At 41.2% G+C, this 15,462-nt stretch carries 15 protein-coding genes and 1 riboswitch; of the genes, 3 read left to right on the plus strand and 12 right to left on the minus strand.

What is annotated here, in order from left to right:
• Window positions 1-9 precede the first annotated feature (9 nt).
• Window positions 10-714 carry an NfeD family protein gene (locus tag AC0KTX_RS03020; protein WP_474250754.1) on the minus strand — a complete coding sequence of 235 codons (705 nt, stop codon included), beginning with the start codon at window positions 712-714 and terminating at the stop codon, window positions 10-12.
• Between the two features lie 257 nt (window positions 715-971).
• Window positions 972-1,087: riboswitch (TPP riboswitch) on the plus strand.
• Between the two features lie 129 nt (window positions 1,088-1,216).
• Here AC0KTX_RS03020 and thiC point away from each other — a divergent pair.
• Window positions 1,217-2,959, plus strand: a complete 1,743-nt coding sequence (gene thiC, locus AC0KTX_RS03025; protein WP_474250755.1) for a phosphomethylpyrimidine synthase ThiC — start codon at window positions 1,217-1,219, stop codon at window positions 2,957-2,959.
• A 49-nt stretch (window positions 2,960-3,008) separates the two neighbouring features.
• Here the strand turns inward: thiC and AC0KTX_RS03030 are convergent, their stop codons facing one another.
• Window positions 3,009-4,115 carry an MGDG synthase family glycosyltransferase gene (locus tag AC0KTX_RS03030; protein ID WP_474250756.1) on the minus strand — a complete coding sequence of 369 codons (1,107 nt, stop codon included), beginning with the start codon at window positions 4,113-4,115 and terminating at the stop codon, window positions 3,009-3,011.
• Window positions 4,116-4,267: 152 nt separating this feature from the next.
• Between AC0KTX_RS03030 and AC0KTX_RS03035 the strand changes: the two genes are divergently transcribed.
• Window positions 4,268-4,822: a YkoP family protein gene (locus tag AC0KTX_RS03035; protein ID WP_474250757.1), complete on the plus strand. Its 555-nt coding sequence runs from the start codon at window positions 4,268-4,270 to the stop codon at window positions 4,820-4,822.
• Window positions 4,823-4,880: 58 nt separating this feature from the next.
• Here AC0KTX_RS03035 and AC0KTX_RS03040 read toward each other — a convergent pair whose 3' ends face one another.
• Together AC0KTX_RS03040 and rpsU are read right to left on the minus strand one after the other, a co-directional pair.
• On the minus strand, window positions 4,881-5,327 hold the full coding sequence (locus AC0KTX_RS03040; protein ID WP_474250758.1) for a GatB/YqeY domain-containing protein: 447 nt from the start codon (window positions 5,325-5,327) through the stop codon (window positions 4,881-4,883).
• Window positions 5,328-5,341: 14 nt separating this feature from the next.
• The gene (rpsU, locus tag AC0KTX_RS03045; RefSeq protein WP_063388032.1) at window positions 5,342-5,515 is read right to left on the minus strand and encodes a 30S ribosomal protein S21; all 174 of its coding nucleotides are present in this window, start codon (window positions 5,513-5,515) and stop codon (window positions 5,342-5,344) included.
• A gap of 185 nt (window positions 5,516-5,700) precedes the next feature.
• On the opposite strand from rpsU, the gene AC0KTX_RS03050 reads away from it, so the two are divergent.
• Window positions 5,701-6,648, plus strand: a complete 948-nt coding sequence (locus tag AC0KTX_RS03050) for a Na/Pi symporter (protein ID WP_474250759.1) — start codon at window positions 5,701-5,703, stop codon at window positions 6,646-6,648.
• Between the two features lie 22 nt (window positions 6,649-6,670).
• On the opposite strand, the gene deoC is transcribed toward AC0KTX_RS03050, so the two are convergent.
• From deoC to hrcA, 8 genes are all read right to left on the minus strand, one after another.
• Window positions 6,671-7,339 carry a deoxyribose-phosphate aldolase gene (deoC, locus tag AC0KTX_RS03055; RefSeq protein ID WP_474250760.1) on the minus strand — a complete coding sequence of 223 codons (669 nt, stop codon included), beginning with the start codon at window positions 7,337-7,339 and terminating at the stop codon, window positions 6,671-6,673.
• An 89-nt stretch (window positions 7,340-7,428) separates the two neighbouring features.
• Window positions 7,429-8,787, minus strand: a complete 1,359-nt coding sequence (gene mtaB / locus AC0KTX_RS03060) for a tRNA (N(6)-L-threonylcarbamoyladenosine(37)-C(2))-methylthiotransferase MtaB (protein WP_474250761.1) — start codon at window positions 8,785-8,787, stop codon at window positions 7,429-7,431.
• A gap of 6 nt (window positions 8,788-8,793) precedes the next feature.
• Window positions 8,794-9,549, minus strand: coding sequence for a 16S rRNA (uracil(1498)-N(3))-methyltransferase (locus AC0KTX_RS03065; RefSeq protein ID WP_474250762.1), 756 nt, complete (start codon window positions 9,547-9,549; stop codon window positions 8,794-8,796).
• 12 nt (window positions 9,550-9,561) lie between these two features.
• Window positions 9,562-10,497, minus strand: a complete 936-nt coding sequence (prmA, locus tag AC0KTX_RS03070; protein WP_474250763.1) for a 50S ribosomal protein L11 methyltransferase — start codon at window positions 10,495-10,497, stop codon at window positions 9,562-9,564.
• 17 nt (window positions 10,498-10,514) lie between these two features.
• Window positions 10,515-11,645, minus strand: coding sequence for a molecular chaperone DnaJ (gene dnaJ / locus AC0KTX_RS03075; RefSeq protein ID WP_474250764.1), 1,131 nt, complete (start codon window positions 11,643-11,645; stop codon window positions 10,515-10,517).
• 148 nt (window positions 11,646-11,793) lie between these two features.
• The gene (dnaK, locus tag AC0KTX_RS03080) at window positions 11,794-13,623 is read right to left on the minus strand and encodes a molecular chaperone DnaK (RefSeq protein WP_474250765.1); all 1,830 of its coding nucleotides are present in this window, start codon (window positions 13,621-13,623) and stop codon (window positions 11,794-11,796) included.
• A gap of 30 nt (window positions 13,624-13,653) precedes the next feature.
• On the minus strand, window positions 13,654-14,301 hold the full coding sequence (gene grpE / locus AC0KTX_RS03085) for a nucleotide exchange factor GrpE (protein WP_474250766.1): 648 nt from the start codon (window positions 14,299-14,301) through the stop codon (window positions 13,654-13,656).
• Between the two features lie 58 nt (window positions 14,302-14,359).
• Window positions 14,360-15,382, minus strand: a complete 1,023-nt coding sequence (gene hrcA, locus AC0KTX_RS03090; RefSeq protein ID WP_474250767.1) for a heat-inducible transcriptional repressor HrcA — start codon at window positions 15,380-15,382, stop codon at window positions 14,360-14,362.
• Window positions 15,383-15,462: the final 80 nt, after the last annotated feature.

A 15,462-nucleotide genomic window follows, 5' to 3' on the forward strand; every position in this document is an offset into this window, starting at 1 on the left:
TCCTATTTTTTAGTTGATTTCCCTGACAACAATCCGGGGTCCTTCTGCCTTCACCACTAAAACTTTTTTGCCTTGATCAATATAGGTGCCTTCAGTAACAACATCGAGCCGTTCATTGTCGATCATGACGGTTCCTGAAGGCCGCAATACAGTTAGCGCTACACCTTGTTTGCCGATTAAATCAGTACGGGTTTGATTGGATACATAGCCTTTTTCCGTACTAGTCGAATCTTGTAAAATGATTTTTTTAAACCACTTCATACGTTTTCCTATCACCTTTGACATAATAAATATCGCTAAAAAGGAAACAGATCCCGCAATCAACAAGGAAACGGCCATATGCCCAATGTTTTCAGCTGCAAACAGCAAACTTAAAACCACTAAAATCAACCCGATCGTTCCAGTAATCCCTCCGGGTAAAAAAAATTCCAGGAGAAGGAGCATACTTCCAGCCGCAAACAACATAACAGTTTCCCAGCCTGCCAGACCGGCAATATGATGACCGTAAAAAAACAAAAACAGCGAGGTCAGTCCAATGAAGCCGGGTGCACCGAATCCAGGACGGTATAATTCTAAAATGAGCCCTAAACACCCAAATGATAATAAAACCGGAATGACATATTGGTTTGTTAGAAACTTTGCCATTTTTTCAGAAAGCGTATCATCTGCCTGCAAGTTATTTGCATCCATCAAATCGATGTCGCGATCCGCCATCGCTTCGGCAAAAACAGGCCTTTCGAAGGATTTGACCTCATAAAAAGACGGGAAAACAAAGGACAGAATGAAAAACAGAATGCAAAAAGCAAAAAATTTATTTGGCTTCAGGCCTCTCCCTCCCTTGTTGTGATGAATATTATTACGAGCAAATGTGCAGAAAGTTTCAGAAATCAACGATACTGTAAAAATGCCATGAAACAAAAAAACTATTTTCATTATTTTGACATTATGTTATTATTTAAAAAAACACTATAACCATCTACTAGGGGTGTCCAATTAGCTGGACTGAGAGAAGAACGCGTCTAAAGTTCTTCAACCCTTTGAACCTGATCTGGATGATGCCAGCGTAGGGAAGTAGGTAGCGGGAGTTTTTGTATTGCCTTCTTTGTCTATATTGAATCGATCGGGTTTGCGCTAAAGCGAACCCGTTTTTATTTTTAACATCTCCCCTCCTATTCTCTATGCACATCTTCAGATAAAAAATGGAGGAGGAGAAAAAATGAAACATTATTTCGATGACATGCAGTTCCCAGCAAGCAAAAAAATTTATGTGACTGGATCAAGACCCGACATTCGCGTTCCGATGCGGGAAATTCAATTAACTCCCACGAAAACGGAAGCGGGAACATTTGAAAATGAACCTATAAAAGTTTACGACACGAGCGGCCCCTACACAGATCCTGATTTTCAAGCAGATATTCATAAAGGGTTGCCGGCTGTGCGCAAACAGTGGATTTTAGACCGTCATGATGTTGTGGAATATGATGGGCGCCAGGTAAAGCCGGAAGATAATGGATTCCGCAAGGAGGAAGATCAAAATATTACCACACCTTTTCATCGAAAGCCTTTCAAAGCCAAAAAAGGTGCTGTCGTTACACAAATGCACTATGCAAAAAAAGGGATCATCACCCCTGAGATGGAGTTTGTGGCCATTCGTGAAAACATGGATCCTGAATTTGTTCGTCAAGAAGTTGCCGCCGGCAGGGCCATCATCCCGTCCAATATTAATCACCCGGAAAGTGAACCGATGATCATCGGCCGGAATTTTCATGTAAAAATTAATGCCAACATCGGCAATTCAGCTGTAACATCGTCAATCGAAGAAGAAGTTGAGAAGATGCTTTGGGCCATTCGCTGGGGTGCTGATACGATCATGGATCTCTCAACAGGGAAAAATATTCATGCAACAAGAGAATTTATCATCCGCTACTCGCCCGTACCGGTTGGAACCGTTCCGATTTACCAAGCGCTCGAAAAAGTTAATGGCGTTGCTGAAGAGTTAACATGGGAAATCTACCGCGACACATTAATCGAACAAGCAGAACAAGGCGTCGATTATTTTACCATCCATGCCGGCGTGCTGCTTCATTATATACCTTTGACAGTCAATCGGACGACCGGAATCGTTTCCCGCGGCGGTTCGATCATGGCGCAGTGGTGTCTCGCGCATCATCAAGAAAACTTTTTATACACCCATTTTGAAGAAATTTGCGAAATTTTAAAAACATATGATATTGCCGTTTCATTAGGTGACGGTTTGCGTCCTGGATCTATTCGGGATGCCAATGATGAAGCGCAATTTGCCGAATTGAAAACGCTCGGTGAATTGACGGAAATCGCCTGGAAACATGATGTCCAAGTTATGATTGAAGGTCCTGGACACATTCCAATGCATAAAATTAAGGAAAATGTTGATTTGGAAAATGAAATTTGCAAAGGGGCTCCTTTTTATACCCTCGGTCCGTTGACAACCGATATTGCCCCAGGCTATGATCATATTACTTCGGCCATTGGAGCAGCAATGATCGGCTGGTACGGAACGGCCATGCTATGTTATGTAACTCCGAAAGAGCATTTAGGTCTCCCAAATAAAGAAGATGTGCGCCAAGGTGTTGTTGCCTATAAAATTGCAGCCCATGCCGCAGATTTGGCAAAAGGGCATCCAGGCGCCCAAATAAGGGATGATGCTTTGTCAAAGGCGCGTTTTGAATTTCGCTGGAACGACCAATTTAACCTTTCACTCGATCCGGAACGGGCACGCGATTACCATGACGAAACTTTGCCGGCTGACGGAGCGAAAATCGCCCATTTTTGTTCGATGTGCGGTCCAAAATTTTGCTCCATGAAAATTTCCCACAATTTGAGAAAAATGGCCGGTCAAAGTGATTCTGATATCGTTCAGGAAGGTTTGAAGCAAAAAGCAAAAGAATTTGTAGAGGGCGGATCATCCCTTTATCGATAATTGATTTCCAAACAAATTTTTTCCTGGAAGCTTATTTGGCTTCCAGGAGCTATTCCTTCATTAAACGTTTGATCAATCCAGCCGGTTCGAGAGGAGATAAACTTTTATGATATTCCTCCACTTTTGTTAAAAAGTCTGATAATTGTTTGGAATGCAGCACACGAAGAATGGAAGGAGAAATTTTTGTTTCCTCTTGCCAATGTTTAAAATCAAACACCATTCCAAATTTTTTTAATTTCTCAAAATTGATTTCTTCCTGCCCCGGAAGAGTATGGTACACAAAAATGGGGAGCTTTTTGTACAAACATTCGCTGACTGTCGCGCCCCCCGGTTTCGTCATTATAAAATCGACGCGATTATACAAATCGTTCATCTGCTCTCTTGAAGAAATATATGATAACGGGGTAATTCTCGGGTTGTTTTGTTTGATTAATCGCTCATACAGCTTTTTGTTTTTGCCGCAAAGCACAAAATAATGGATGTCATCATCACGTCTGATTTTTTCCGTAATCATTTCTAAAGAACCGATGCCTGTGCTGCCCCCGGAAATTAACCCGCAGTGAAAACGCATGCCGCGCAAACGATCTTCTTCTTTTGTAAATTTTGGATGGACAGGAATGCCTGTCACAAATATTTGCTCTTCTTTGACCCCTTTTTCCCGTAAATAATCCTTCATATATGAATGAGCGACGAAATGATAGTCAATTTCTTTTTTGCCCCAAAGATGATGAATAAAATAGTCTGTGTACACATTGATCACAGGGATGTTCATTTGAAACGATGCTTTCAGCCTGGCAAGCAAGTAGGAAGGGAGAGCATGTGTGCAAACAATCATTCTCGGATGAAAATCATCAATGATCTTTTTTAAATGTCGGAGAAAAAGTGCCTCATAATGGAAAAACCTCTTTGCGTACTTTCGATCAGCAAGCACAGACCGGCTGTACATATGGCTATATGATTTAGGAAACCGGCCAATCCATTGCAAATAAAAGGAAGAAATCACCCTTTCCATCTTTCCAAATTTTGATGACAGGAGATCCATTTTTTCGCAATGAATGTCTGGGTCAAGCTGTAGCAACCCATCCATTAAAGCATCAGCTGTTTGATGGTGGCCTGAAGGGATATTTAAAAATGGAAGAAACAAAACGTTTTTCATATCGCTCACCTATGTTACAGATCGAATTCTTTAAAAGTTTTTGTTATTTTTCAGCAGCTATTCGGTAAAAATCCTTTTTTTTCTATAAATAAAAGCAATTTTATGCTGAAAACTTAAATTGTAAGGAGTTTCAAAAGAGAAGGGTGGTGCAAATGGGGAGGCTAAGTTATTGTTTTTTTGTATTTTGGAGTCTATTGGATCCTATTTATTACCTTTGTACGCGGCTTGAATATGTCAAAGATAAAGATCATAACCGCAGCATTTTCCGAGTTCGATTAACAAAATATAAGGGAAGGGAAATTCTTCTTTCGGATGGCACAATCATCAAAAAAAATGATCTTCTCTTAAAAATTCATCTTCATAACGTCTGCTTGTTGAAAGAACTGAATCGATTGGAAAGTGAAATTAAGAAAGGGAGATACATTTACAACAAGGTTCAAAAGGATTTGCCTAACATTGTAAAATATTTGCGGGATCATAAAGAATTTGGAAATATAAAAGGAATTATCGGAATTACGATTTTAAATAAAGGTTCGGAACGATTGGGGTTTGAAAAGTTCGATATTAAAAATTCCGTTTATAAGTGGTTTAAACAATTAACATTTGCTCCTATGTATTTGATTATTCAGTTTCGCCTTGAAAGTTTGAAAAAGTCTCCGAAATATTTAATCATGTCAAAAGAAAAACTGCTCAAATTATATGGATAGAAAGCCTTTGTCCTCTATATGCCAAAAAAGCTTACCGTCTTTACGGCAAGCTTTGTATTCATGAAAGCAAATCTTTCACTAATTTATTGACGACTGAACCGTCGGCTTTCCCTTTGACTTTCGGCATGACGGCTCCCATAACTTTACCCATATCAGCTTTTGACGCTGCATTGACTTCTGCTATCGTCGTCTTGATGATTTCCAATAATTCTTCTTCTGATAATTGCTCAGGCATATATTCCGATAATACTTCAATTTCTGCTTTTGCTTTTTCGACTAAATCTGAACGACCTGCATTTTCAAACTCTTGGAGGGAGTCTTTCCGTTGCTTTAACTCTCGAGAAAGAACGGTCAATTCCTCTTCTTCCGTCAATTCGCTTTTGCCGAGTTTAATCGATTCATTTTGCAATGATGCTTTAATCATGCGAATAACAGAGAGGCGGTCTTTCTCTTTATTTTTCATCGCTTGTTTCATATCTTGATTCAAACGCTCAAGAAGACTCATACATACACCCTCTTTTAATATTTGCGTTTTCTTGCAGCTTCAGACTTCTTTTTGCGTCTTACGCTTGGTTTTTCATAAAATTCGCGCTTTCTATATTCCTGTAAAGTACCAGTTTTTGATACTTGACGTCTGAAGCGGCGAAGAGCATCTTCAAGCGATTCGTTTTTTCGTACGATCGTTTTAGACATTTTTTTCCCTCCCTCCGAACAAAACCAAATCGATGCCTCTTTTGAAAAGAGACATTACTAACATAGTATAATATAATCGGTTCGATTGGTCAACGTTCATACGTTGATCTTGCTTAAAGCAGGCAGCTGATAAATTGGTCTTATTTTCCCGCCTTGTCCATACACTGTAGATGAGGTGTTTTTTTATGGGGATTAAGCTGTTGTCTTTATTTATTGCCTGCCTTGTGTTGTTTTTATTCGGCTTGACAATCATGAAATACGGGTTTCAACAACTGTCGGGCAAAAAGTTGGAAAAATGGATTTACCGCTGCACGAATGCTCCAATAAAGGCTTTTTTTACTGGAATAGCTGCCACAGCTCTCGTTCACAGCAGTTCATTGGTTATGATCATTACCATCAGCTTTGTATCAGCAGGTCTGCTAACGTTTAAAGATGCGGTTGGAATCATCTTAGGCTCCAATATCGGAACGACATTTACAACTGAATTCCTCGCTGTGAATATAGATGATGATTTAGGATGGTGGATTGCGATTAGTTTTTGTCTTATGTTATTCCGCAAATCGTTCCTTTTTTCAATTGGATGTTCTCTTTTCGGAATGGCTTGTATTTTTTTATCTTTAAACGGGTTTGAAAAGCTTGCTTCTCCGTTATCCCATTCGCTGATGGCCAGCCGTTTTCTTACGGAGTTTCAACACCATCTTTTGTTAGCGATACTGGCCAGTTCCGTCCTCACAGGAATTATCCAATCGTCCACAGCCATGACGGGCCTCGTCATGAGCTTTATGAACGAACAAATCATGCCGCTGGAAACAGGAATGGCTTTTGTCCTTGGAGCAAATATCGGCACATGCATTACCGCTTTGATCGCATCCATAGGGGCAAATGAAGAGGCGAAAAATACCGCATATGCTCATCTTTTGTTAAATGTTTTTGGCGTATTATTGTTTATTCCTTTGATCCCGATGTTTCCTAATCTATTAAAAACATTGACGAACGAACCTGATTTTCAAATAGCCCATTTCAGTCTCATTTTTAACGCCGTCACATCTTTGATTGTTCTCCCGTTGACTGAACAATATGCGAATTTGATCATATGGTGGACAAAAACTGTATCTAAATTTTATCGAAAATAAATCCCGCCAAAAGCGGGATCTTTTAAACATCACCGATTGATTGCCAACCGCTTACAATCGCTACTCCGGAACTTGTTCCAATTCTTGTAGCTCCTGCGTCGATCATTTTTTTGGCCGTTTCATAATCACGGATTCCTCCGGAGGCTTTCACTCCGAATTCGGGGCCGACAACCGCCCGCATCAATTTGATATCTTCAACTGTTGCACCGCCTCCCGAAAAGCCTGTCGATGTTTTGACAAAGTCCGCACCTGCTTTTACGGCCAGCTCGCAAGCTTTTCTTTTCTCATCATCCGACAGCAAACTCGTTTCAATAATAACCTTCGTTAACGCTTTCCCTTGAGCTGCCTCAACAACTTTCCGAATATCCTTTTCAACGATGTCATATCGTTTGTCTTTCAAGGCACCGATATTGATCACCATGTCGACTTCTTCGGCGCCTTTTTGTATCGCATGTTTTGTTTCGACCGCCTTTACGTCGTCTATTGTCGCTCCTAAAGGAAAACCGATAACGGTACAAACTTTAACGCCAGTGCCTTCTAGTTCGTTTTTGGCTGTTTCAACCCATGCCGGTTGAATGCAAACGGAAAAAAAACGATGCTGGCGCGCTTCTTCACAAAGCTTTTTGATATGTTTAGACGTTAATTCCGGTTTTAGTGCGGTATGGTCAATATACTTGGCCATATCCTTCATGACGTTCACTCCTTTCCTCAACAAATGTTTCCTTTACATTTCGCCATCCTTTTCTTGGTAAAACGAGTCCGCTTTGACTTGGCGGAAACTCATGAAGTTAACCGCACATTTTGACCGAAGAAGTTTTCGTCTACCACTCTCACAATTTGGCCTTCATTATACGGATAGCCCGCTTTTGTTAATTTTACTTTCACAATTTTTCCAACCATGTCACTCGTCGCCGGGAATACGACTTTCAAATAATTGTCTGTATAGCCTTCATATTTTCCGCTTTCCGGATCTTCTTTATACGGTTCTTCCGGAATCACTTCCAAAACTTGCCCTTCAAATTGGGAAGCGTACTCCTTTGCCAATTGATCGCTTAATGTAATTAATCGGTGAACGCGATCATTTTTTATTTCCTCAGACACTTGATTTTCCATCCGGGCCGCAGGGGTTCCTGTACGTTTAGAATAGGGGAAAACATGAAGTTCTGCATATCGATGTTCTTTCACAAAGTTGTAAGTTTCCATAAACTCCTCTTCTGTTTCACCAGGAAAACCGACGATGACATCACTTGTTACAGCCAGTCCAGGCAAAGCTTCGCGCAATTTGTTCAAGCGTTCTGCATAAAATTCCATGGTATATTTGCGCCGCATCCGTTTTAAAACGCTGTCCGATCCTGATTGCAACGGAATATGCAAATGACGGACGATTTTATCGGAGCTTTTCAGTACTTCAATGACTTCATCCGTAATTTGGCTCGCTTCAATCGATGAAATGCGCAGCCGTTTTAATCCTTTGACTTGTTCATCAATGTCTTTCAAAAGCATGGCAAAATTGTAATCTTTTAAGTCTTCACCGTATCCACCAGTATGAATGCCTGTCAACACAATCTCTTTATATCCGGCATCTACTAATTTTTGCGCTTGTCTGATGACTTCTTTCGGATCTCTGCTTCGCATCAATCCTCTTGCCCATGGAATAATGCAAAAAGTACAGAAATTGTTGCAGCCTTCCTGAATTTTCAATGATGCGCGGGTGCGATCCGTAAATGACGGGACGTCCATTTCTTCAAACACACGCGCTTTCATAATATTGGAAACACCGTTGATCGGTTCTCGTTCTTTTTTAAACTGTTCAATGTAATCAAGCATTTTTTTTCGATCTTGTGTTCCAACGACAATATCGACTCCGGGGATGGCCATAACTTCAGCTGGTGCGGTCTGTGCATAGCACCCTGTTACGCAAATGATTCCGTCCGGATTTTTGCGGATGGCTCTGCGGATGACTTGGCGGCTTTTTTTATCCCCCGTATTTGTGACAGTACATGTGTTAACCACGTACACATCCGCTATACTATCAAAATCCCGGCGTTCATAGCCTGCTTCTTTAAACAGCTGCCAAATTGCTTCTGTTTCGTAATGATTGACTTTGCAGCCTAATGTATGAAAAGCAACCGTCGGCATGTTTCATCACCTCATTAATTCAAAATGGTACGATACTGCTGATAATAAATAAAGAGGAGCTGTCTCCGTTCTTAAAATTCTCGGGCCGAATCCGCAAGTTATAAAGCCTTCACGAACCAGCTCCTCTATTTCTTCTTTGGCAAATCCGCCTTCAGGGCCAAAAACAGCAAACAAAGTTTCACCCGTTTTCAAAGAATTTAAGGCTTGATAAAGGCGTTTCGCTTCGCCTGATTTTGCGCTTTCTTCGTATGCGACGATTTTTACGTCGGCTTTTCGAGCGCAGGCAATCATCTCTTGGAAGGAAAATGGTTTTAACACTTCTGGAATTTTGTTGCGATGCGATTGCTCGGCTGCTTCTTTGGCAATCTTGTTCCACCGTTCTATTTTTTTTTGAATTTTTTTCTCATCCCATTTTACAACTGAACGGGCAGCGTTAAAAGGGATAAACTTGGCAGCACCGAGCTCCGTTCCTTTTTGAACAATCATTTCCAATTTATCCCCTTTAGGCAGCCCGTTCGCTAACACGACCGTTACCGGCAGCTCTGAATGAAACTCAATCCATTCTAAAATGCGGCACTGAACTGATTGATCCGTCAACCGGACAATTTCGCAAAGCGCTGAAAAACCATCTTTTGTTACGCAAACGATCCGGTCGTTCGGTTTCATGCGCATGACCCGGGAGATATGACGGGCATCATCTCCGGTAATGGAAATCGTATGATTCATTTTGTCTCTCAAAGTTGGAAGGAAATACTGCTGCATATAGATCCCCCGCTATTTTTTGGCAATAAAGGCGACCCATTCTTCCATCATCATTGTTTCAACAATGGTAAAACCAGCCTTGATTAGCGACTCTTGCACTTCATTTTTTTTGTTTTGAATGATTCCAGACGTTATAAAATAACCGCCGTCTTTTAATATGGCAAAAGCATCATGGATGAACCTTAAAATGACTTCAGCTAAAATGTTTGCCACAATGATATCGCAAGGTGCATTTATATCATCCAACAAATTGTTTTGTCTTACTTCGACAATCTGCTGTACATTGTTTAATTTTACATTCAGGCTCGCGCTGTCTACAGCGACAGGATCCAAATCAAGAGCGACAACTTTTTCGGCTCCCAGTAAAGCGCTGGCGATGCTTAATACTCCTGATCCTGTGCCGACATCGATGACAACATCCCCTTTTTGAACAGTCCGTTCCAGCGCCTGTATAGAGAGAACGGTTGTCGGATGTGTTCCTGTTCCAAACGCCATGCCAGGATCCAGTTCGATGATGAGTTCATCTGTATTGACCGGTTCATAATCTTCCCATGTTGGAACGATCGTGAATTTTTCAGATATTTTGACTGGATGGTAATACTGTTTCCAAGCAGTCGCCCAATCTTCCTCTTGAATTTCGCTGATGGTAATCTGATTGCGTCCGATGTCAATATCATATAATGAAAGGTTATGGATTCTTTCTTTTATTTCCTCAATCGTCTCACCCAAAAAGCTGTTAACAGGCAAATAAGCCTTAATGATCACACCGTCCTTAGGATAATCATCAGGATCGAGTTGGTATATTTCCCCATATTGATCATCTCGTTCTTTCATTAACTCATACGGATCTTCAATGACAACTCCGCCCGCTCCAGCTTCGTGCAAAATATTTGAAACCGCCTCGACAGCTTCTTCCGTTGTATGAATACTTATCTCAGACCATTTCATTCTGCCAACCCCATCCTTTAATCTCCTTTAAACGCCCGTTTCACTTTTTCAAAAAAAGTTTCTTCATGCTCATCAGGCCGATTTCCGCTAATCGCAGCAAATTCCCTTAGCAATTCTTTCTGTTTTTCGGTAAGGTTCGTCGGCGTCACAACGCGAACCGTTACGTATTGATCTCCAATGCCATGACCGTGGACATTTTTGATGCCTTTGCCAGATAATCTGAATTTTCTTCCTGTTTGCGTACCGGCAGGTATTTTTAATTGAACTTTTCCATACAGCGTCGGCACTTCAATTTCATCCCCGAGAGCAGCTTGAGCGAATGTCAGCGGCATTTCGCAATAAAGATCATCTCCGTCACGAACGAAAAACTCATGTTCCTGTACGTGGAAAACAATGTATAAATCACCGGCAGGTCCGCCGTTGATTCCCGGTTCTCCTTTTCCTGCAATTCGAAGCTGCTGTCCGTCATCAACACCTGCTGGAATTTTCACTTGGATTTTTCTCCGTTTTTTCACTTTTCCGCTACCGCCGCATGCTGCGCAGCGATGTCTTATAAATTTGCCTGTTCCGTTACAGTGATAGCAAACACGGCGGTTGACAAAAACGCCAAAAGCTGTTCGCTGCTCTGTGCTTAATTGCCCAGTTCCTCCGCAGTGCGGACAAGTTTCCGGTTTCGTCCCCGGCTTAGCACCTGACCCATGGCAAGTATCACATGTTTCTTCCCTAGGAATTTCAATCGTTGTTTCTTTTCCAAATGCCGCCTCTTCAAAAGAAATGGTCATAGTATATTGAATATCAGCGCCGGCTCTCGGGGCGTTCGGATCTCTTCTTCTTCCACCGCCAAAAATGGAGCTGAATAGATCATCAAAGCCAAATCCCCCGAAATCGGCCTCAAAATCACCGCCGCCGAATCCGCCAAATCCTTGGTTGGCTCCAGCATGACCAAAGCGGTCATATTGAGCCCGCTTTGCATCATCGCTTAACACTTCGTATGCTTCTTTTACTTCTTTAAATTTTTCGGGTGCGTCCGGATCTTTGTTTATATCAGGATGATATTTTTTTGAAAGCTTACGGTAGGCTTTTTTGATCTCATCTTTTGTTGCGTTCTTACTAACTCCGAGCACTTCATAGTAATCACGCTTTGCCATGCCACTCACACTCCCGATTTCTCACATAAAATAAATTTTATCATTGACAAACGGAAGAAAGCAAGCTGGATTCCCCTCCATACCTGAAAAAAGTCAAAGCCAAGGCTTGCCTGACTTTGACTTTATTCGTTGTGGTTGAAATGAAAAATTATTTGTCATCATTAACTTCTTTATATTCTGCATCGATGACATCATCATCTTTTTTGTTGTCGCTGCCCGTATTGTTTTGATTAGCTTGCGCCTGTTTCGCCGCTTCTTCGTATAATTTAACGGATAGATTTTGAATCAGCTGTCCAAGTTCCTCTTTCTTTGCTTTCATTTGTTCAAAATCGTTTTTCTCAATCGCTTCTTTTAATGCGTCTTTTAATTCATTTGCCTTTTTCAAATCAGCTTCATCAGCTTTTCCTTCAAGATCTTTCAGCGTTTTTTCTGTTGTAAAGACGAGCTGATCCGCTTCATTCCGCAGATCTGCTTGTTCTTTGCGTTTTCTGTCGGCCTCTGCATTTTCTTCCGCTTCTTTGATCATACGCTGAATTTCTTCCTCTGACAGTCCAGTAGAGGATTTAATCGTAATTTTTTGTTCTTTTCCAGTTCCTAAATCTTTGGCGCTTACGTTTACAATTCCGTTTTTATCAATATCAAATGTTACTTCAATTTGCGGCACTCCGCGCGGAGCCGGCGGAATATCCGTCAATTGGAAGCGGCCGAGAGTTTTATTATCGGCAGCCATTGGACGCTCACCTTGCAGCACGTGAATATCAACAGCTGTTTGATTATCGGCTGCTGTAGAGAAAATTTGTGATTTGCTTGTCGGAATGGTTGTATTCCGTTCAATCAATTTTGTGAATACACCGCCCAACGTTTCGATTCCCAGCGATAGCGGAGTAACGTCAAGGAGGACAACATCTTTCACGTCGCCTGTGATCACACCGCCTTGAATCGCTGCTCCTAAAGCGACGACTTCATCAGGGTTAACACCTTTATGAGGCTCTTTCCCGATTTCTTTTTTGATAGCCTCTTGAACCGCCGGAATACGTGTTGATCCACCTACTAAAATGACTTTATCAATGTCATTTTTTGTTATGCCTGCATCGCTCAGCGCTTGGCGGACTGGCCCCATTGTTCTTTCAACAAGATGAGCGGAAAGCTCTTCAAATTTCGCGCGTGTCAATGTTACTTCCAAATGAAGCGGTCCTTGTTCTCCAGCCGTGATGAACGGAAGCGAAATTTGTGTGGACGTTACCCCTGATAAATCTTTTTTCGCTTTTTCCGCCGCATCTTTCAACCGTTGCAGCGCCATTTTATCTTTGGAAAGATCAATGCCATTTTCTTTCTTAAATTGATCGACTAAATAGTCGATGATCACTTGGTCAAAATCATCTCCACCAAGATGGTTGTCGCCTGCGGTTGCCCTTACTTCAAATACACCGTCGCCGAGTTCAAGGATCGAGACATCAAATGTACCGCCGCCGAGGTCATAAACTAAAATCGTTTGATCTTCTTCCATTTTGTCAAGACCGTACGCTAATGCTGCAGCTGTAGGTTCATTGATAATCCGCTCAACTTCAAGACCGGCAATTCTTCCGGCATCTTTTGTTGCTTGGCGCTGAGAATCGTTGAAATAAGCTGGAACGGTAATAACAGCTTTTTCTACTTTTTCGCCTAAATATTCTTCCGCATAAGATTTCAAATACTGCAAAATGATTGCTGAAATTTCCTGCGGTGTATATTTTTTGCCTTCTACTTCTACTTTATAGTCAGTCCCCATATGGCGCTTAATGGAAATGATCGTATTAGGATTTGTTATCGCTTGGCGTTTGGCGATTTCCCCCACTTGACGCTCTCCGTTTTTAAATGCAACAACGGAAGGTGTCGTTCGATTTCCTTCAGGATTGGGGATTACTTTCGGTTCCCCGCCTTCCAATACGGCAACACAAGAGTTTGTTGTACCCAAGTCAATTCCGATAATTTTACCCATGTTTACAACCTCCTGCTATCGTTATGTATGTTATTGATTGACTTTCACCATCGATGGGCGGATAACCCGATCCTTAAGTTTATAGCCTTTTTGCAATTCTTCTACAACAACATTTGATTCGAAGTTTTCGTCATTTACTTGCATAACCGCTTGATGAAGATGAGGATCAAAAGGCTTTCCTACCGCTTCTATTACTTCCAATCCTTCTTTTTCCAACGCTTGCTGCAGCTGGCGGTAAACCATTTCCATTCCTTGCAAAATGGATTTTGACTTTTCATCATCCGCCTCGACTTTCAATGCTCTTTCAAAATTGTCAAGAGCAGGCAAGAGATCGGAAATCAAGCTTTGCGCGCGGTATTTTTGCTGTGCTTCCATATCTAACTTGCTGCGGCGGCGGAAATTTTCAAAATCGGCATGCGCCCGAAGCAAGCGGTTTTCCGTTTCTTCAAGCTTTTTTTCGAGCTCAGCAATTAATTCCTTTGCCTTCGAAAGTTCATCCGACTCCATATGTTCTTCCTCCGTCGGTTCGGTTTGTTGCTCTTCCGTTTCTTCCATTTCCTCCGCTTGATCAGCCAGTTCGGAAACACCTTCCTGCTTTTCTTCCTCTTTCACCGCATCCATTTCCTTTTGCTCTTCAACAGATTCATGAGCATTTTTTTCCAGTTGGTCATTTGCCATGATTTCACCTCCCTTAAAAATTGCAAAAGGAAAAGGGATGGAGAGCAGCTCCACCCTATCATCGGTACAGTTTTGTCAACACCTGTGATAAGTCATTTGAAAAATATTTTAATAAGCTGATCACCCTTGAATAGTCCATCCGTTTCGGCCCCAATACCGCAATGGTTCCGATTTGCTTTTCTCCAATGGAGTAAGTGGCGGTGATCAAGCTGCAGTTTTCCATAGCAGTTATTTGATTTTCCGTTCCTATTTTTACGGTTATGCCAGCCGGATTTCTTTTCAGCAAATCGTACAGTTCCTCTTCCTGCTCAATGAAATTTAAATAAGTTTCAATTTGTGCAACATCCCGGAACTCCGGCTGGCTTAAAATATTCGTTTTTCCACCGAAATACATTTTTTCATGCCCCATATTCAGCGTACCGCTGATCAGTTTTAACAACAAATCATAATTTTGTATATGTCTTCTTAATAAACTGGCAACTTCTTTATATATTTTATCTTTTAATTCGCTCAACAATACTCCTGCCAGTTTTTCATTTAAAATATTTACAACTTTTTCCAACTCCCTTACATCAATATGATCAGGAAAGGAAATCAGTTTATTTTCCACATGACCAGTATTTGTGACAATAATGGCCACAGCAGTGTCTTCGCTAATGGGGACAATTTGAATTCTTTTCAAACGATTCTCAGAAACTTTCGGGCCTAAGACAATTGTTGTATAGCTTGTAAGTTCTGACAAAATCTGCGCCGATTTCTGCACGATCGTTTCAAGTTCATAAATTTTTTCGGCAAAAATCGATTTTATGGCAAAAATGTCTTGTTGTGACAATTTTTTTGGCGAAAGCAAATGGTCGACATAATATCGATAGCCTTTTTCAGATGGGATTCGGCCTGAGGACGTATGAGTTTTTTCAATAAATCCCAGTTCTTCAAGATCAGCCATTTCATTTCGGATGGTTGCAGAACTAAATGTAATTAAATCTTTTTTTGATAAGGCGCGTGACCCCACAGGTTGAGCATACCGGATAAAATCATCAATTATAATTTGCAAAATTAATAATTGACGATCCGTTAACAATGAACATCACCTCTGTTAGCACTCCTATGAACTGAGTGCTAATTCTATGATAAAGTTATCAAATGAGAGGAAAAATGTCA

It is taken from the genome of Aeribacillus sp. JST-2, from assembly GCF_056032925.1.